Origin of the sequence: Pseudoalteromonas distincta, from assembly GCF_000814675.1 — a bacterium.
Taxonomy (GTDB): domain Bacteria; phylum Pseudomonadota; class Gammaproteobacteria; order Enterobacterales; family Alteromonadaceae; genus Pseudoalteromonas; species Pseudoalteromonas distincta.
This window is the reverse complement of the sequence record NZ_JWIG01000016.1, coordinates 140,145-160,180: the sequence shown is the minus strand read 5'-3', so window position 1 is coordinate 160,180 and position 20,036 is coordinate 140,145. Positions and strand designations below refer to the sequence as shown.

Genomic DNA, 20,036 nt, shown 5'->3' with positions numbered 1-20,036 from the left:
CCTTCCTGTTTTTTATCTATAGTCTGTAGATAGGACTTCACAAAAAGTAAGCTTAATTGATTAGGCTTTTGAGCTAAAACCTCAAACTTATGTGAAACAAAAAATTAAGTTAAAAACAAATGATGTGAAATTCACATCAAAAATAAGAATTATTCTAACTGGGGAAAATTAGAATGAAATTAAAAAGTAATGCGCTAAACCAAGCAATCAAATTTGCTTTAGCTACAACCACTGCAGGGTTATTTATTTCTGGATCTGCTATTGCGGCAGACGAGCAGGAACAAACTAAAGTAAATAAAAACGTTGAGAAAATTGCCGTAGTAGGTACGCGTTCAGCTCCTCGTTCAATAGGTGACTCACCGGTTCCAATCGACATTATTGGCGGCGAAGAGCTTGAAAAGTCAGGTAACACTGACATGCTTGAGCTTTTAAAAGGTGCAGTACCATCGTTTAACGTGCACCAAAACCCTATCAGTGATGCGGCTTCTCTTGTTCGTCCAGCTAACTTACGTGGTTTACCGTCAGACAGCACATTGGTTCTTTTAAACGGCAAACGTCGTCACCGTGCTTCTGTAATTGCATTTTTAGGCGGTGGTATTAACGATGGCGCGCAAGGCGCAGATATTTCAGTTATTCCAAGCATTGCGATTAAACAAGTAGAAGTACTTCGCGATGGCGCGGCTGCGCAGTATGGTTCTGATGCAATCGCCGGTGTAATGAATTTCCAACTAAAAGACGCTTCAGAAGGTGGTAAATTAGAAATCCGCCATGGTCAATTTTATGAAGGTGATGGCGATACAACACAAGTGTCGGGTAACGTAGGTTTACCGTTTACCGACAATGGTTTTGCTAATTTAAGTTTTCAATATAAAACAGCTGATGCAACAAGCCGTTCAGTTCAACGTGCCGATGCTGCAGCACTTTCAGCTGCCGGTGTGCCTGATGTATCTTCTCTTGCACAAGTATGGGGTGCACCAGAAGTAGATGACGATATTACTATTTTTGGTAATGTGGGTTTAGAGCTAACAAACGACTCTGAATTTTACATGTTTGGTAACTACTCTGAACGTGATGTACGTGGCGGTTTTTATTACCGTAATCCGCAAACTCGTTCTGGTGTTTACTCAAATGATGGTGGCGAAACATTACTTGTTGCCGACACAACACCTGATATGAGTGCTAACTGTCCAACTATCACAATAACAGACGGCAATGTACTAGATGATCCTGCTTACATAAATGGTGTAGCAAACAACCCAGATTGTTTTGCCTTTAATGAGATGCTTCCAGGTGGCTTTACACCTAACTTTGGCGGCAACATTACTGATACTTCTTTAACTATTGGTACTAAAGGTCGATTCACTGGTGGCTTCTTAAAAGATACTTACTATGACTTAAGCGGTACTGTTGGCTTAAATGAATCACGTTACTTTATTTACGACACGGTTAATGCCTCTTTAGGTGCAGATACACCACGAGACTTCAGCCCGGGTAAATACGAACAGCTAGAGAAAAACTTTAACTTTGATTTATCAAAAGGTATCGACTTTGGTTTAGCTTATGATGTAAACATTGCCGGTGGTTTTGAGTGGCATGAAGAAACATTTACTATCGTCTCTGGTGATGAAGCATCTTACACAGCAGGCCCTTTAACAGAACAAGGCTTTGGTATTGGCTCTAACGGCTTTCCTGGTTTTAAACCATCACAAGCGGGTGAATTTTCTCGCCGTAACTATGCAGCATATGTTGATGTTGAAGCACCGTTTACTGAAGACTTTTTAATGGGCGTAGCACTTCGATTTGAAGACTACGACAGCTTTGGCACTACCACTAACTACAAAGTAATGGCTCAATACCATTTAACTGAAGACTTAAACGTGCGTGGTTCTGTAAGCAGTGGTTTCCGTGCACCAACGGTTGGTCAAGCTAACGTAAGTAATGTACAAACAAGTTTAGATGGCGGTGTATTACAAGATTCAGCGCTTCTTCCACCAACAAACCCAATTGCAGTGCAATTAGGTGGTACAGAGCTTGAGCCGGAAGAATCACAAAGTTATACGCTTGGTGCTGTATACACAATTGGCGAATTATTTTTAACGCTTGATTACTACAACATCCAAGTAGATGACCGTATTAGCCAATCAGATAAAATCAACTTAAGCCAAGCAGACAAAGATACCCTTGCAGCAGCAGGAGTACCTAATGTACAAGGTCTTGCTCAAGTAAGCTTTTTTACAAACGACTTTGACACAACAACACAAGGTATCGATTTAGTTGCAAACTATACAGCTGAATTAATGGGCGGTAGCTCTACATTTAGCCTTGCATATAACTGGAATGATACTGAAGTAACTAAATTTAGTGAAATTACAGGTGCGTTTAAAGTTAAACGCTTAGAAGAAGATTTACCTAATCATCGTGCAACGTTCACATTGTCTCAACAATGGGAATCAGTTTCTGCATTTGCTCGTGCAAACTACTACGGCGAATACCAAGGTGTTCACGTTGATTATGATGCAACAGCTAAAACAGCAGATGCTGCAGTTACTATTGATGCTGAAGTAACTTACTTCTTAAATGAATCAGTTAGCTTCTCAGTAGGTGCTCAAAACTTATTCGACCAAGATGCTGAAAAACTTGATTTTGCAGATGCAACGGGCATCCCTAATAACAACTGGGGTGGTCAGTTCTACGAAACATCTCCGTTTGGTATTAACGGTGGCTTTTACTACGCTAAAGCAACATATACTTTTTAAACTATTTTCATGAAGAACCAAAGGCGAAATGTTAAAGACATTTCGCCTTTTTAATTTTATAGTTAATAAAAATAATAATGAACAATACCAATTGCATTGAATAAGTGTTCTATTATAGCGCTCAGAAAATAGCGTAATAACAAGGCGAAAACTATGATATATAGTTGCTCTATATGAATAATTTTTAACGCAGTGAGTACGCTATTTAATGCGATAGAATGATTATTTTTTTAATAAAATGGTATAACTATGCTACTTGAAAAAGCCAACCAACTACTGCAACAAAATAAACTCAAAGAAGCTGAGTTTCATTTTAAAACGCTATTAAATAGTAACCCTGAAAATGGTGAGGCTTTATTTGGCTTAGGCAGAATTGCCTTACGACTAGAACGTTACGACGCTGCTGTATACCTACTCCAAAAAGCCTGTGAGCGCTTGCCTCATATGCTTGAACCATTACATGCCCTTGCTGATGCATTTAACGGTGTTCATTCACCAAACGATGCACTAACGGTGCTGGAATACGCAAAAAAATTAGCAAGTCATAATCCAGAACCTCATTATTACTTAGCACAGCACTATTTAACACATGGCGAGTTAGATAAAGCTCATACAACTTTTGCTCATGCACTCAGCATTGGTGTATATCCTGTAACAGCCTATATTTTATTTGAACTTGTACAATTAGGTCGCTTTGATAAAGAGCATAATTATGTAAGTAATTTGCACCACTTATTAACTCAAACGAGTAATTTACGTTTAAAAATGGTGTGTTACTACGCATTAGCAAATAGTTACGATGCACTTGAGGATACCGAGCAAGCATTTAATTATTTTATATTGGCGAATAAATTACAAAAAAAATTAAGTGAATTTAACACTAAAGATTTAACCCCTTTTTACGATGAAATAATAAAATACAACACCGAGGAGTTTATAGCCTCTGCTGATAAAAAGTTTACGGGTAATATCACGCCTGTATTTATTATTGGCATGCCTCGTAGTGGTTCTACCCTTGTGGAGCAAATGTTGGCAAGCCATAGTCAGTTTTCAAGCCTAGGAGAAAGTACGAGTATTAGTAATAACGCAGTTGCTTTTATCGAACAAAAAACGGGAGTGACTTACCCGCAATGTTTAGCACATTTAACGCCGGATTTAATCAAAAAAGCCCGCGAGCTGTATATCACAACATTAAAAACAGCATCGCCCATCAGACCTTTTATAATAAATAAACTGCCGAGTAATTATCAGTCGCTCGGACTTATATATATTCTATTTCCAAATGCTAAATTTATAAATTTAAGTCGTGATTTTAATGCCACCGCATTTTCTATCTTCACTAATTACTTTGCTGAAAACGAGCCTTACTTTTGCTCACTACCTGAGTTTAAGCTTTATCATAAGTTGTATGAAAAACTGATGAGCCATTGGCACTCTTTTAAAGAGATGCCAATTTATGATGTCAGTTACGAAGATTTAGTGAGTAACCCAAAAGAGCAGCTAACGCAGTTACTTGGCTTTTTAAACTGTAGTTTTGAAGAGCGCTGCTTAGCGTTTTATAAACAAAAAACACCGGTAACGACCTTGAGTAAACATGCTATTCGCCAACCTATTAATAATGCCGCAATCGCTAAGTGGGAGCGTTACAAAACACCTCTTCTAAAGTTACTTGATGGGAATTAATTAGGGCCTGTTTATCTTTCGAGGTTAAATTTGCAGTAGGCTGTTTGGTATTTAGGCAAGGCAGAGCCTATGTAGTGTGGTTGTTCCCCATAAATAGGCGATAACGCAGCATAAAGACCAAACATCCACTGCCCTTTGGGTTCTCTCTAGGGACGATTAACTCTTTGTTGCCTACATGGATGTAGGTAAGGGGCGTGAGCAGGACGCGGAAGCTTTGCTCGGTTTTTAGTTATTCTTACATGGATGTAAGCCAGTAGGGTAACGCAGGAGCAGTTACCGAGCCCACTAGGTTACAAACTTCGCGCCGTGATTAAATCTTCCTTGGATTGAACAAATTTTAATCCTGAAAGGTCAACAGGCCCTTTCGGATGTGCTTTAAACCAATTAAGTAAATCTTTAAATTGATCATCACGCGCACTTGGGTGGGTAAGCATATTAATATGATCGTAATCAAAATTATGCCCGTGTTTACGACCGTAAATTCGCATTTGCTGAATGCCTTGCCCCGATTCGTCCATAAATTTTTGAATATCGATTGGTTGCGCTAATGCTTTATCTTTTACCGCAGCAATATGAAGCGTTGGCGGTAAATGCAGGTTGTTTAGCGTTTTTGCATAATCAAAATTATCATCAGAATCTATCCATGGCTTCTTTTTAGCCCATTGCATACTTTGATAATGCGACTTTTGAGTTTCGTTATCGCTGCCCCACTTATAACCTTTAGCATTTAAATAGCCATGTTTTTTAGCAAGTAAAGGCGCCATAAAATACCAAATTAAATTGGCTTGTAATAATTTTTGAGGGTGACTATTAAATAAAGAACGCTTAGAGCCAAAATACACACATGCTTTAACATCGTTAATATATTCTGGAAAACGTGCAAACGCGCTGTTCATCAATACCCCGCCCCAAGAGTGAGCAACCCAGTAGTCTGGCTTTTTGCCTTCAATCAACTCTATTTGCTTAATAAAGGCAGGGATGTCTTCTAGGATAGACTCAGTTTGTCCATATTCGGACTCGCTCGAAATGATTGGCTTGCTATCACCTCGGCCACGTAAATCAGCCACATAACATCTATACCCATGCTCAGCTAAAAAAGGGGCAAGTCCTTTATTGGAGTGCGTGTAAAAAATCTTACCGTTTTCTATTGCTCCATGCATAAAAAATACGATGGGCCCTTGCTGATCTTCATCGCTAATACGGCGTAAATGAAGAGTTTGTTGGTCAGCTAAATTAATAATTATTGATTGCTGAGAAATTGCCACAGTTATTCCTTTTTATTATTTTCAACTCATCCTACCAGTAATATTAAATATACCAAAGGAAATGTCTGCACTTTACTCATCAGCATTTGTTACAATCACCACATCATATCTGTTGTTAAAATGAAGCCATGAAAGAAAATAAAGCACGTTCAAAATTACACCCTCGTAACCTACATAAAAATGGGTACGACTTCGATTTATTAACAACAGAGCACCCTGCTCTACTGCCTTTTGTTATAACCACACCTGCAGGGACTAAAAGTATTGATTTTAGTGATAACAAAGCCGTTAAAACGCTTAACCAAGCTCTTTTAAAAGCACATTATAATATTGATTTTTGGGATATTCCCGAGCACAACTTATGCCCGCCTATACCTGGGCGTGTTGACTACATTCATTACTTAGCCGACCTATTAAGTGATGATAACCAACAACAAATACCTTTAGGTAAGCAAATTAAAGTGCTTGATATTGGCACTGGCGCTAACTTGGTTTATCCACTTACGGGTACAAATGAATATAAGTGGCATTTTACAGGGACTGATATTGATGCAGCCTCAATAAAAATAGCAAAGCAAATTGCGCAGTTTAATAGTTTAAAAATAACCCTAAAACAACAAAAAAACGCATCACATATTTTTAAAGGCGTTATTAATCAAAAAGATCTATACCACTTAACACTCTGTAACCCTCCGTTTCATGCAAGTGAAGAAGAGGCAAATAAAGGCAGTGAACGCAAGTGGAAAAACCTAGGAAAAACACCCAGTAGCACGCTTAACTTTGGTGGTCATAATAATGAATTATGGTGCGAAGGCGGTGAAGTACAGTTTATCTCTAATATGATTAAAGAAAGCGAAGACTTTGCAGAGCAAGTACTGTGGTTTACGTCGTTAGTCTCTAAAAAAGATAATATTGCAGCCCTTGAAGAAGTATTAAAAGCTCACCCAATAGCCGAGTATAAAATAGTTGATATGGCACAGGGTCAAAAAATTAGCCGCTTTATTGCATGGACCTACTTTGATAAAGACACTCGTGAGCAAATTTGTAGCGAGCTTGATTAATACCAATTTTATTAAAAATAATAAAAAGGATAAGGCAATCATGATAGATTTTCGCTCTGATACAGTTACAAAACCAACAAAAGAAATGCGCGATATTATGTACAACGCACCGGTTGGTGACGATGTATATGGTGATGATGAAAGCGTTAACCAACTAGAAGCCTATGCGTGTAAGCGTTTTAATTTTGAAGCCGCACTTTATTGTAGCTCAGGCACACAAGCCAACTTACTTGCGTTAATGGCGCACTGTGAGCGAGGTGACGAATACATTTGTGGCCAAAATGCTCACAATTATAAGTTTGAGGGTGGCGGCGCAGCTGTTTTAGGATCTGTTCAGCCACAGCCTATTGAAAACGAAGCTGATGGCAGCATCCCTTTTAGTAAAATAGCGGCGGCTATAAAACCAGACGATTGCCATTTTGCAAAAACGCGGTTGCTCAGCTTAGAAAATACCATTGGCGGAAAAGTACTCCCGCTTGAGTACTTAGCCCAAGCACGTGACTTTGTTAATACGCATAGTTTAGCGCTGCACTTAGACGGCGCACGTGCTTTTAATGCCGCTGTTGAGCTAAAAGTTGATATCACTGAAATTACAAAACACTTTGACTCAGTTTCTATATGTTTATCTAAAGGTTTAGGTGCGCCCGTAGGCTCTTTATTATTAGGTTCACCAGCACTTATTAATAAAGCAAGACGATGGAGAAAAGTACTTGGTGGCGGTATGCGCCAAGCCGGAATGCTTGCAGCCGCTGGACAATTTGCACTTGAGCACAATGTAGAGCGCTTAAAAGACGATCATGAAAATGCACGTTATTTGGCTCAACAATTAAGTGAAATCAGTGGCTTTACTGTCGATATGACTAACACCACTAATATGGTTTACGCAACATACACTAGCAGTATAAACATTGAAGACATTGCTGAAGCGCTTAAACAACAAGGTATACTATTTAGCCCAAGCAAGCAGCTTAGGCTAGTAACGCATTTAGATATTACGCGCGAAGATATTGATACATTTTTAAATGCTTTGTCGGCCCATATTTAACGCTGCTTTATAATGTTTGCGGCATACCGAAACATATCGGTCATTGCCGCCAATTTCTACTTGGTTACCATCGGCTATTGCTTCGCCATTTTCATCAGTACGCAGTACATGGTTTGCTTTACGTCCACAGTGGCATACAGTTTTAAGCTCAACTAACTTATCAGCCCACGCAAGCAAATATTGCGACCCTATAAATAGCTCGCCTCTAAAGTCGTTACGCAAGCCATAACACAATACCGGTATACCGAGTTCGTCAACCACATCGGTTAATTGCATTACTTGTTCTTTTGATAAAAATTGGCACTCGTCAACTAACACACAATGGCGCTTTTTATCATTATTGAGAGATTGAATAAGATCAAAAACATCTTTACTGGCATCAAATACATGCGCATCAGCTTGCAAACCAATACGAGACGATACTTTACCCACGCCTTGTCTATCATCAATAGCAGCAGTCAGGATCACAGGTTCCATGCCACGTTCTTTATAATTAAATGCAGATTGTAATAACGTGGTTGATTTACCTGCATTCATTGCAGAGTAGTAAAAGTATAATTGAGCCATTGCGGTGCCATTTTATAAAAAGTGCGCTTATGCTACCTTAATATTAAATTAATACCAATTTACAAACGCGAATTTTATTTTGTCAGGGCCTGTTTATTTAAGTGTTTGTAAGTATTTAATATACACAGGTGCACTTTCAAATTTTGATAACCACTCCCACATTTCCCAACTTAGGGTGTTATTTTCTTCGTAGAATTTTTTTGAAAAAACAAGATAACCATGGCTGGTTTCGTAAGGGGGATAAATAGGTTTAACATTATTACCCTCATACGGATAACTCGACACTTTTAAGCCATCTACTTGGCATAGATCAACGCTCGCCTGCACTACTCCCTTATCTAGCAACTCAAAAGCTTTGCTTTTAGAAAACGTATTATGAATAAAAAATGGTTCTTCTTTTAACGCGCTATTTAGCCCATAACCATTAGGAATAGCTATCGTAAATGCTTTATTTTGAAATACTTCACGAGTCTCCCATTCCTTATGAAATTTATAACGCCCTATAAGGCAGCTGCCAAATTCACTTACTGCGTAGTTATCTTGTAACTTACCTTGCTCATCAACAGGGTAAACAGCAACGTTTTCTCGCCCTTTGCGGTAGCTTGCAATAACAGCATTAACTCGATTAAATTCTAAATCGTTTAAGCATCTACGCCATGGCTTTCTAACAAATGATATTGCTACATTGGGCAATGCTAAATCAAGTTGTTGAAGTATTTCGATTGATGCACCAGGTTTATCTGTTGGTATATTTTGGCCATCACCTAAAAACATGGGTGCTATGTTTTTGTCTTCGTAACAAAACACGAGACTCTGCGGTTTGCTAAACGCAGTAGCGGTAAACATTAAACTGGCAATAAAAAAGTAAACTAAGCTATTAATACGCATAATAATTTTTATTAGTTGATTATTTAAATTATAGGTTGAGTTAAGCAGACTGACTATATTTTATCAATTAATTTACATTAATCCTTCGTGTTTCAGCAACCACAGTTTCCTTTCAAGCCCACCAGCATAGCCCGTTAACTTTGCATTTGCGCCAATAATGCGGTGGCACGGTACAATAATACTAATCGGATTTTTACCATTAGCAGCACCTACTGCCCTCACTGCTTTTGGGTTATTGAGTTGGTTAGCAATATAGCCGTATGTTTGCGATTGTCCAAAAGGCACCGTTAATAGTGCTTGCCATACACTTTGCTGAAATACCGTACCGGTTGTATCAAGTGGTACATCAAACGTAGTGCGTTTTTTTGCAAAGTACTCATTTAACTGCGCAGCGCAAATAAGCACTGCCTTGTTAGTAACTTGCTCAAATGGCGTATAAGAGTATTCAACTGGTGGATAAAAACCAACGTAACTCACACCTTTATCAGTCGCTTGAATAATTATGTCGTCTATAGGGCTCGAAATTGATGTTTGAATGATCATTATAATTGCTGCCAAAGTTGAAACGTTAAGTAAGAGCGAAAAGGAGCGCAATTAGCAGGCTCAAAAGGGTTTGCCGCCGCTTGAGCTTTTTTAACACCTAAGTCGCCATCAAGTAATATATCGGGTTGGCTTTGTCCTCGCAGCTTTGCATAATTTACTGTCCAAGGACCAATTCCCTTTAAGCTAAGCCATTCGTCTAAATCGTCATTTTCAGGATTTAGTGCACAAAAATGGGCTAAATTATGCAGTGCATTTTTGCGTGCTTGTGGCATTTTAAAAAATGCAAAATCACTATTAGTAACAATTTTAGCCGTAGGAAAATAAACGGCATCGCCCTCTTTTTCGCCTAATTCATCAACTAACTTTGTTACTAAATTATGTGCCGCAGTAACACTCACTTGTTGCCCAAGTACAGCTCTTATACCGGCTTCAAAACTTGACCAAATCCCCGGAAGTCTGAGCCCTTCGCACACTGTAAACGCATTGTTTATATTGGCGCTTAAATGCGTTTCAATTAAATTAATATCGGCATCTAAATCAAGCACACGGCGTATATTATTTATAACAGGTTGTAAGTACGCCGTATTGTCTATATTGATAGATACACTAAAGTGGTTTTTACTCGCTATAAATTCAGCGGTAAAGCTTCCTTTATATTTATCACTTGCAAAAGTACGCCCGTAGCTCGTTTGCGTTATCCACTCCATTGGTTTTATCAAGCGCCTTTGTAAAAAGCCCTGCAAAGCAGGCCAATTATAAGGCGGCCTAAATGGCAGGGTTAAAATGAGTGTTGACGTTGGTTTTTTATCGCCACTGCGCAGCTTCGAGGGAGCTATATTTAACTGCTGTAAAAATGCATCATTAAAGCGCCTAATGCTTTTAAAGCCTGCGGCAAACGCTATTTCGGTAAGGGGTAAATGTGTTTCTTGAATCAGTTTTTTAGCAAAGTGGCATTGGTTAAATAATCGATATTGCGTAATCGACACGCCAAAATACTGCTTAAACAACTGCCTTAAATAACGACTACTTATACCTAAACGAGCTGCTAATTTTTCGCAGTCGTGTTCATCATTTTGATCTATTAACTGTTTTGCTCTAAGTGCAGTCGTTTTTGTACCCTGCCATGCTGCGCTGCCAGGGGCACTATCGGGCCTGCAACGAATACAGGGCCTAAAACCATCTTGCGCCGCGTTATGGGCAAACTGATAATAAGCAACGTTTTTTTCGTGAGCCGTTGGTGCAGGGCAAATTGGTCTGCAATAAATACCGGTACTTTTTACCGCTACGTAAAAAAGCCCGTCAAAACGAGGATCGCGACTCTGACGTGCTTTTTGCCAATGTGAAGTGTCCATAAACGGCTCTATAAATTAATCTAATAGAGCCTAGCTTATAGAAAATAAACTGTATTACTAGCCATATTCGGCACTCAACTTACTGCGGCTAGGTAGCGTTTTTCAACTTCAGTCCAATTAATTACATTATAAAAAGCAGCAATATAGTCAGGACGCTTATTTTGATACTTCAAATAATAGGCATGCTCCCATACATCAAGTCCCAAAATAGGGGTATTTCCCTGCATTAAAGGGCAATCTTGATTAGCACTATTTTCTACAATCAACTTTTCATCCGGCGTTACACTTAGCCACGCCCAACCACTGCCAAATTGACTAATTGCAGCAGCAGTAAATTGGTCTTTAAACTTATCAAAACAGCCAAACTGTTCATTTATTGCCTGAGCTACACTACCTTCAGGTTCACCTCCTCCTTGCGGGCTCATTACTTGCCAAAATAAGCTGTGATTAAAATGCCCTCCTACATGCTCTTGTACTGCTTTTTGTAAATCACTAGGCAGGCTGTTTATTACCTTAAGTAATTTTTCAGCATTTGCGGTTGCATAAACAGTATCTGCTAAAGCAGCATTGGCTTTATTAATATACGTTTGATGATGCAATGTGTGGTGAATATGCATTGTTTTACCATCAATATGAGGCTCAAGCGCATCGTACTCATAGTTAAGTGCAGGCAAAGTAAAAGCCATAAATACTCCTTTTTCTTTTAAATTAGTGCAGTTGATTGTTTGTAGTGCTCTGTGAGCATAAGCAAAAATTCACTTGCTCTATTAGCTCAGGTAAAAAATGATAGCGTCTTGCAAATGATACAAGTTCAGAGGACGTTTTAGTGTAATGATGCTTACTCACTTTTTGTATATCGTAATGAGTATGCTTAATTAGCGAACAGAGTGTTAAGTGTACTTCGCATAGCCATTTGCATGCATTTTCAGGCTGTTGCATAGCTATATAGGTATCAGCTAAATTATGCGACGCAACAACAAGTGCGGGTATACAATGCTCAATAGCATGGATGACATTGTTATTAATCTGAGCATATAAAAACTGCTGAAGAAGATGATCTGCAAATGTTTTAGCTAATAAGTATTTATCGCGGGCTTCGAGAAGTGCACCTTGTTCAAATGCATAATTACCTTGCATTATATTCGACTGCCAAGGGCTTAATGCTTGATCAAGACAAAGTAAATCTGAGTGGGATTGTTTTTGATTTGAGATCATATAATCATCTGCACGTTTATTTATGGGCGTGTAGTTAACTTACACACCCACAAACCTAAATGCAAATGATTTTCATTAACTATTTAGCGAAGTCTAGTAATTCCTGCCCCGTTAAGCGATATATTATCCATTCGTTTTGAGGCTTTGCACCAATGCTATTGTAAAAATCGATAGCGGGTTTATTCCAATCAAGCACTACCCATTCAAAACGACCACAGTCATTACTAATCGCCTTATTAGCTAAGTGCTTCATAATGGCTTTACCTGCACCATTGCCACGGCTATCTGGGCTTACGTATAAATCTTCAAGGTATAGGCCATTTTTACCTAACCATGTAGAGTAATTATAAAAATAGACCGCAAAACCAATTGGCTCATCACCTTCTAAACAAATTATGCTGTGCGCAGTAGCACCATCGCTAAACAGAGTATCTAAAATAGCCTGTTCGTCTGTTTTAACTGCATCCGGTTCTTTTTCATATATGGCAAGTTCGGTAATAAAGTGCAAAATTGTTTTCGCATCACTTGGCTTTGCATCACGTATTATAACGGGTTGGCTCATTGTATTTTTACCTTAAATATACTGCTCTAATTTATCTTTTAAAATATCTAATTGAATCGGTTTGCTCAAGTAGTCATCCATTCCAGCGGTTATACAACGCTCTTTATCAGAGTCCATTGCGTTAGCCGTAATAGCAATGATCCTAATGTTTTTGTGTTGTATACCCGCCATACCTTTACGTATAGCTGCAGTTGTAGCAAAGCCATCCATAACAGGCATCTGGCAATCCATAAGAACGAGCTTAAAGAAACCAGAATCGTGAGACTCTAATATATCTATCGCTAATTGACCATTTTCGGCAATTGTAACGTCACAATTAAGCTTTTTGAGCATTAATGTAGCTACTTGCCGATTAATTGGATTATCTTCTACAAGTAATATTTGGGTAGGTTCCTGCACCTTTTCTTTTTTAAGAGAGGAAATATAGCCTGACGTAACAAGTGGGAGTGTCTCATCTGCATCATTACTTGTTATGACTGACAGTGCAGAAATTAAATCGGCAGTGGTTACAGGTTTGGGGAAATATGCCTGAAAGCCTGCATTAGAATAGCGCTGCGCACCTTCCATACCAGCAATACTGGTCATCATTACAAGTGGCATTGATTTATAATCTTCATGTGCTTTTAGTGCTTTACACAGCTCTATGCCATCCATTCCTGGCATTTGCATGTCAAGGACTGCAATATCATACATGCAATTGTTACTTTTATACTGCTGCGCGCACATATCAAGAGCTTCGCGTGCGTCACATGCAAGCGCAACTTTAGCGCCCCAGTGCTCAAGCTGCTGTGAAATTACAATTCGATTTGTCTCGTTATCGTCAACAACTAAAACTGTTAGCTCTTCCATATTAATATTAGGAATATAACGTTCTTTTTGATCTCCCGGAGTCAGCATTATAGTGGCAGTAAAAGTACTCCCTTTACCGGCTTCACTAGTGAGAGAGATGGCTCCCCCCATTAGTTCACAAAGCTGCTTACAAATAGCCAGCCCTAAGCCACTGCCTCCATATTCACGCGTTGTTGATGCATCGACTTGAGAGAAAGGGGTAAATAATTGCTCTTGTTTTTCTAAACTTATTCCTATGCCTGAGTCCTTTATACTTACAACAAACTCTAAACCTTGAGCTACTTTATTAATTTTCGCGCTTACAACAACCTCGCCTTGACTCGTAAACTTAACGGCGTTGCTCAATAAATTAGTAATAACTTGGCGAATGCGCCCAGGATCGCCGCATAACTGCGAAGGCTCTAGCGCTACCAGATCCAAAATAATTTCAATACCTTTGTCTTGAGCTGTAAATGCTTGTGCGGCAGCAACTTCACCAATTAAATCACGTCCATTAAAGTTAATTTCTTCAAGCTCGATTTTACCTGCTTCAGCTTTAGAGAAATCTAAAATATCATTAATTACACCCAATAAAGAATGTGCACTTTTTTTGGCTATATCTACTTTTGTTTCTATTGGTTTAGATAACGACTCTAATTGAACAAGCTCTAGCATACCGAGTACGCCATTCATCGGCGTTCTAATTTCATGGCTCATGGTTGCTAAAAATTGGCTCTTAGCAATGGCTGCATCTTCAGCTTTCACGAGTGCTACTTTTAGCTCCTCACTAATTACTTTTCGTTTTTGAGAAACTAAAGTGCTTCCCACTAAAGTAGCTAATGAGCGAAGATACGTTTCTTCATTTTGCGTCCAGTTGTGATGCTCGCCTACTGTTTCAGCGCACAAAATACCTAAATTACCATCGCCTGTTGCAATTACAGCATCAAGCATCGATTTAATATTTAGTGGTGTTACATATGCTTCAATAAAATCAACAGTTGCTGAGTGAGTATAAACATCATCAATAGCCACTAAATTATGTTTATAAATAGCATTAAAATAAGCTGGGTAGTCTTTAGCAGTTAAAATAGCGTCGGTATCTACAAACCCTTGACCATTTATATATAAACTATGACATGTCATCACATCTCGTTTTTCGTTAAAGATCCATACCGAAGCTCGTGCAACATTTAGCACTTCACACATAGATTTAACGGCTAACTTTTTAACCTGTTCTACATCACTATTTTGCACTTCAGGTGCGACTGTAAGCGCGGCTAAATTTTTGTTATAACGATTTGCTTTTTCGCTCTCAAGTTCAAGACGTTTATGCGCATCAATACTTTGAAATGAACCAAACACACGTACACATTTACCGTCTTTAAGCTCAGCTTGGCCCATCGATTTAACCCAACGCTCTTGCCCCGAATAGGTCAAAATAATAAGTTCTACACTCCAGCTTTCACCTAAAGTCACTGCGCACTCAAATAAGGTACTTATAGTATCTCGGTGTATGCCTGGTTTATAAAAGTTAATTGCGGTATCTATGCTCGGTTCAAAGCCCTCTGGTACTTCGTGAATAACTTTAACTTCATCAGACCAATAAAGTGTATGCGCATCTAAGTCCATCTCCCATGCGCCAATCTGTCCTTGCTTACTCATTGATTCAAGTAGGCTTTGCTGACGATTTATTTTTAATTGTGTATTGTAACGCTCTGTAATATCTAAAATAAATCCATCTAAATACAATATGCTGCCATCATCTGCGTAAATGGCTTGGCCTTTTTCATTTACCCAATGTAAGGTGCCATCGCGGGCTGTAATCCTATACTCAACAGACCATGACTGTTTTGCACTAACACAACGTAGAATTTCATCTTTTATTTTTTTAGAATCGTCTTCGCATATCAAATCAAAAAAGCTGGGGGGTTCATCATGTATCAACTCATCAGGTGAATAACCTGTTATTTCACTCGCTTGCTCGCTCATATAAAGCATGCTTAATTTATTATCAAACTTACATCGATAAATAATGCCAGGGATATTTGATACCAAAGATGCAAACCTATCGCGGCTTCCTTGCAGCTCAAGCTCTGTAGATTTTCGTTCTGATATATCTAAATGCGTACCTATCATACGTTTTGGAGAGCCATCGGTATTCCACTCAACTACTTTTGCAGTATCGAGTACCCAAATCCAATGTCCATTTTTATGCTTCATGCGGGCTTCACTAACAAAATAGTCAGTCTCACCGGCAAAGTGCTCTTGAAGTTTTTTATTTGATATCACTAAGTCGTCTGGGTGAGCATAGGTATACCAAGTATTTATAGTACAAGGTTCAATCTCACTGAGTTTGTAACCTATTATCTCGGCCCAGCGGTTATTAAACGTCACTTTATTAGTATCAATATACCAATCCCAAATACCCACGGCTGTTGAGTCTATCACTAGCTGTAACTGTGTTTTGTGTTGCTCAAGCTCTAGCTCTTGTACTTTAAGGGCTGTAATGTCATTACGAATAGCAATATAGTTTTGCGGTTTTCCATTTTCATCTAAAAATGGTGCAATTGTCGTATCTACCCAATATATGCCACCATGCTTAGCTTTATTGCATATTTGCCCGTTCCATATATCACCACGTTTAAGCGTTTTATACATATTTTTAAAAAATGCTTTTTCGTGTTTTCCTGAATTTAAAAGGCGATGGTTTTGACCTATTAATTCGTGTTCATCGTAGCCACTAATCTCACAAAATTTCTTATTTACAAAAGTGATGGTGCCATGCAAATCAGTTACAGCAACAATAGCGTGTTCATCTAATGCACTTTTTTGCTCGGCTAATTGTTTTAATGCAATTTGAAGTGCAGAGCGTTGTTTTTGTAATATACTTTGTTGCTCTTCTTTTACGGCTACTAAATTACGTAAACCCAATGAAAGCTGGTTAAACTCAATACTGTCGTGTATTACAGGGACTTTTACCTTGTCTCCTTTTGTAATACTTTCAACAATTTTAGCTAAGTTAATTAAAGGTCTAGAAAGTCGACGCCCAAACCACCACGATGACGTTAATATAAGCAGCAATGCCCCCGCATTTGTTAATAAAGCAAGCTGTTTATAAAAATTAGCGCCTTGTAGTGCAACTTCTTTTGGTTTTGTTACAAGTAACTGCCATCCAGATTCATTTAAAAACTCTAGAGAATCAATATACCCGTATAAAGTCTCTTCATTTTTATTACTGTAAGAAAAAACACGTTGCGTTGGGGAGCCGTTTTGAGAGAAAAATAATGGTTGAGAATCTTCTGAATTATTATTTTTTTGAATTTTATTATTATGCATAACATAAAATGTTATGTCTTTATTTGCAGCGTGTATTTTACTTAGATTATTTAATAAGCCGTTTAAATTTATATCTGCGAGCAATATGGCTTGTAGCTTATTTTCGGTATTTACTAACGGTAAGCCAATAATATGATACTCACGCCCTGAGACTGTCATTGACTGAAATTGGATTTTACCTGTATTTTTAATACCAGAGAGTATGTTATTAAAACGTTGATCTTTAATAATATTAAAAAAGGGTGATGAAGGTAGTGATTTAACGAGGTTTACATCAATAAGTTCTACATTATTAACAAAGTCGTACTGCTCAACAAATTGCGCTATTAATTGTTGTTTTTTAGTCGGGCTAATATCAAACTGCGCCCTAAGCAAATATAGATCCTTAACATGCTCTGCAAACCAAATATCAGCAAATTGCTTACCTATATTATTAAGCTCGTTAAGTTCAGCGTCTGCATTTTGCTTAAGCGTGCTATTTACATGTCCAAGGCTAAACCAAGTAAGTATACAAAGTGGCCCTAAGGCTATAATTATAAAGGTTATAATTAACTTACTTCGAACAGACTGTCCTTTACCTGTTAATTCACCAAAGTTTAAACCTTTGTGCATGCTTAATATCCAGCAACTTATAATCATTTAATATTACTTACATTAATGCACTAAATATATAAAGACGCAAGTTTTGAGCGGTAAACTCCTTAAAAAATGGGTGTTTAGCGTTACAATATTAAATTCACACTTTTTAAAATATACGCCTTTATTACTAACTTATAATTAGATTTATTGACGCTACCACATCTGTAGCGGTTTTAAACCAGCCATGATATAAGCAATATTCAATTAATACATTTGAGGTCATTATGGCGCACGATCACTCACATAGTCATGTAGACGAAAACCAGAGCGATAAACAGCTAACAGTCGCTGTGGTTATTAATGTATTGCTAACCGTAGCCCAAGTTATTGGCGGGGTATTTTCGGGCAGTTTGTCACTTATAGCCGATGCACTTCATAATTTAAGTGATGCTGCCGCTATATTTATCGCGCTCGTTGCACGTAAAATTGGTAATAAACCTGCTGACACCACTCATCATTTTGGCTATAAACGCGCTGAAATACTTGCCACACTTTTTAATAGCAGTACATTGATATTAATTGGTGTGTATTTAATTTTTGAAGCCATTTCGAGCTATTTAAACCCTCAACCAATTAATGGTTGGATAGTTGTGTGGGTGGCAGCAATAGCGTTGGTAATTGATTTAGCAACCGCATTTTTAACCTACCGAGCTGGCGCAAATCACAGTATAAATATAAAAGCGGCCTTTATTCATAACGTATCAGATGCAATGGCATCTATTGTTGTTATTATTGCAGGCACCTTAATTATTTTATACCAGTGGTATATCGTTGATTTAATTGCCACTGTGCTTATTTCTCTTTATGTAATTTATCACGGCATTTTACTATTAAAGCAAAGCTGCAAAATTTTAATGCAAGCAGCGCCTAGCAACGTTGATACAGATGCAATATCACATGCTATTAGTAATGAATTTAATATCGAATCGGTAATGAGCATTAAGCTTTGGCAACTAGATGATAAAGAAAATTATTGCGAGCTTATTATTAGCACCCAGCACGTAATTGATTTAGCCGCAGTTAAAAGTTTTTTGCACGACAATTTTAAAATCGAAAATTGCATAATAGAAATCCAATCTATTACAAATAAAAGCCTAATTTAATGTTCTTAATAACAAGCTAAACCAAATACACAACTTATTTAATTGAAAACAGCTCGTATTATCATTTACAATATTGTCATTAACTCATAATGAGATACCGTTTTTGAAACTTTGGTTACGTAGAATTCATTTAGGCCTTGCCCTTATTAGCGGACTATTTTTATTAATAGTGAGCCTAACCGGTGCTGTTATGATTTATGCAAAAGACATACAGCACCTAATAGAGCCTGAAAAATGGCAAGTAACACCCCAAAAAAACTTAATGCATTACGATGAACTTATACAAAATGTACAAGCTCAAACTAAGCAAAAAATCACCTTTTTTATGCCCGAACAAGCGCCAAACGCAGCATGGCAATTTCGGTTAGCCAATAAACATTACGCCAGTGTTAACCCCTACTCTGGGAGTGTACTAAACGTCTATGAATCAACCGATACGATTTATGGGTTTGCTATGGGATTACATCGTTGGCTGTTGTTTGAAAACAGTAAAGGTGAAAAAACCTTTCGAAATTGGATGTCGGTATGTGCATTGCTACTTTTAATAAATGTATTACTGGGCTTTTATTTATGGGTAAAGCCCAAAAACAGAGTTAAACGTTTAGCTATAAAACCAAAAGCCAAATTTAGAGTGCTCATGTATCAATTACATACAGTGCTTGGTGTTTACTTTTTTATACCGCTTATGCTGATTGCCTTTACTGGTATGGCATTTAACTGGAAAACACAAACTCAATCGGTATTAGAATTTGTGACCTTAAACAAGGTAGAACAAAGACCTAAAGCACCAAAAGTAATAACCCCTTCTCAAGCTACTTTAAACTACAATGAAGCAATTAAAAATGCAGAGAACGTATTTCCAGACGGTAAATTATATAGAATTTACTTACCTAAAAAGGATGACGAAGCAATTGCACTGAGAATGCAAAACCCTGGCGAAAGTCACGCTTACAGCTGGGTTTGGACTAACCCATTTACGGGTAAAGTATTAAACTCATTTGACGCCAGTAAAACAAACTTCACAACACAAGCATGGAACTTCAAATATAAGTTTCACATTGGTGATTTTGCAGGTCCTATCGTGCAGTTTTTATGGTTATTAATAGCCCTTTCACTCGCATTTTTTATTGTAAGCGGTGTATACTTTTGGTTAAAACGCCATAAATGGAAATAAATCTCATTAACACTTGCGT

The 20,036-nt window shown here is 37.9% G+C and carries 15 protein-coding genes; 6 read left to right on the top strand and 9 right to left on the bottom strand.

Annotation, left to right across the window (positions count from 1 at the left end):
- Nucleotides 1-173 precede the first annotated feature (173 nt).
- Together QT16_RS11280 and QT16_RS11275 are read left to right on the top strand one after the other, a co-directional pair.
- Nucleotides 174-2,756, top strand: a complete 2,583-nt coding sequence (locus QT16_RS11280) for a TonB-dependent receptor plug domain-containing protein (protein WP_039488458.1) — start codon at nt 174-176, stop codon at nt 2,754-2,756.
- Nucleotides 2,757-3,005: 249 nt separating this feature from the next.
- Entirely contained in the window at nt 3,006-4,439 is a 1,434-nt protein-coding gene (locus QT16_RS11275; RefSeq protein WP_039488457.1) for a tetratricopeptide repeat-containing sulfotransferase family protein, read from the top strand.
- A gap of 290 nt (nt 4,440-4,729) precedes the next feature.
- On the opposite strand, the gene QT16_RS11270 is transcribed toward QT16_RS11275, so the two are convergent.
- Nucleotides 4,730-5,704: an alpha/beta fold hydrolase gene (locus QT16_RS11270; RefSeq protein ID WP_238719439.1), complete on the bottom strand. Its 975-nt coding sequence runs from the start codon at nt 5,702-5,704 to the stop codon at nt 4,730-4,732.
- Nucleotides 5,705-5,832: 128 nt separating this feature from the next.
- Here QT16_RS11270 and rlmF point away from each other — a divergent pair, with 128 nt between their 5' ends.
- Together rlmF and ltaE are read left to right on the top strand one after the other, a co-directional pair.
- Nucleotides 5,833-6,765 carry a 23S rRNA (adenine(1618)-N(6))-methyltransferase RlmF gene (gene rlmF / locus QT16_RS11265; RefSeq protein ID WP_039488456.1) on the top strand — a complete coding sequence of 311 codons (933 nt, stop codon included), beginning with the start codon at nt 5,833-5,835 and terminating at the stop codon, nt 6,763-6,765.
- Nucleotides 6,766-6,805: 40 nt separating this feature from the next.
- Nucleotides 6,806-7,810: a low-specificity L-threonine aldolase gene (gene ltaE, locus QT16_RS11260; protein WP_039488455.1), complete on the top strand. Its 1,005-nt coding sequence runs from the start codon at nt 6,806-6,808 to the stop codon at nt 7,808-7,810.
- Here ltaE and QT16_RS11255 read toward each other — a convergent pair.
- From QT16_RS11255 to QT16_RS11220, 8 genes are all read right to left on the bottom strand, one after another.
- Nucleotides 7,784-8,377, bottom strand: coding sequence for a thymidine kinase (locus tag QT16_RS11255; protein ID WP_007582344.1), 594 nt, complete (start codon nt 8,375-8,377; stop codon nt 7,784-7,786). The two genes, ltaE and QT16_RS11255, sit on opposite strands and share 27 nt — an antisense overlap.
- Nucleotides 8,378-8,470: 93 nt before the next feature.
- Nucleotides 8,471-9,265: an amino acid ABC transporter substrate-binding protein gene (locus QT16_RS11250; RefSeq protein ID WP_039488454.1), complete on the bottom strand. Its 795-nt coding sequence runs from the start codon at nt 9,263-9,265 to the stop codon at nt 8,471-8,473.
- A gap of 72 nt (nt 9,266-9,337) precedes the next feature.
- A complete protein-coding gene (locus QT16_RS11245; RefSeq protein ID WP_039488453.1) occupies nt 9,338-9,808 on the bottom strand; it encodes a methylated-DNA--[protein]-cysteine S-methyltransferase in 471 nt (156 codons plus the stop codon).
- Entirely contained in the window at nt 9,808-11,160 is a 1,353-nt protein-coding gene (locus tag QT16_RS11240; protein ID WP_039488452.1) for a DNA-3-methyladenine glycosylase 2 family protein, read from the bottom strand. Before QT16_RS11240 ends, QT16_RS11245 begins: the two co-directional genes overlap by 1 nt.
- A gap of 74 nt (nt 11,161-11,234) precedes the next feature.
- Nucleotides 11,235-11,846: a superoxide dismutase gene (locus tag QT16_RS11235; RefSeq protein WP_039488451.1), complete on the bottom strand. Its 612-nt coding sequence runs from the start codon at nt 11,844-11,846 to the stop codon at nt 11,235-11,237.
- 22 nt (nt 11,847-11,868) lie between these two features.
- Nucleotides 11,869-12,375, bottom strand: a complete 507-nt coding sequence (locus QT16_RS11230) for a DUF2753 family protein (protein WP_039488450.1) — start codon at nt 12,373-12,375, stop codon at nt 11,869-11,871.
- A 79-nt stretch (nt 12,376-12,454) separates the two neighbouring features.
- The gene (locus QT16_RS11225) at nt 12,455-12,937 is read right to left on the bottom strand and encodes a GNAT family N-acetyltransferase (protein ID WP_002958990.1); all 483 of its coding nucleotides are present in this window, start codon (nt 12,935-12,937) and stop codon (nt 12,455-12,457) included.
- A 12-nt stretch (nt 12,938-12,949) separates the two neighbouring features.
- A complete protein-coding gene (locus tag QT16_RS11220; RefSeq protein ID WP_039488449.1) occupies nt 12,950-17,713 on the bottom strand; it encodes a PAS domain-containing protein in 4,764 nt (1,587 codons plus the stop codon).
- 251 nt (nt 17,714-17,964) lie between these two features.
- Between QT16_RS11220 and QT16_RS11215 the strand changes: the two genes are divergently transcribed.
- Both QT16_RS11215 and QT16_RS11210 read left to right on the top strand, forming a co-directional pair.
- Complete coding sequence (locus QT16_RS11215) at nt 17,965-18,843, top strand: cation diffusion facilitator family transporter (RefSeq protein ID WP_039488448.1); 879 nt, start codon at nt 17,965-17,967, stop codon at nt 18,841-18,843.
- Between the two features lie 103 nt (nt 18,844-18,946).
- Nucleotides 18,947-20,017 carry a PepSY-associated TM helix domain-containing protein gene (locus QT16_RS11210; RefSeq protein WP_039488447.1) on the top strand — a complete coding sequence of 357 codons (1,071 nt, stop codon included), beginning with the start codon at nt 18,947-18,949 and terminating at the stop codon, nt 20,015-20,017.
- The last annotated feature ends 19 nt before the right edge of the window (nt 20,018-20,036 follow it).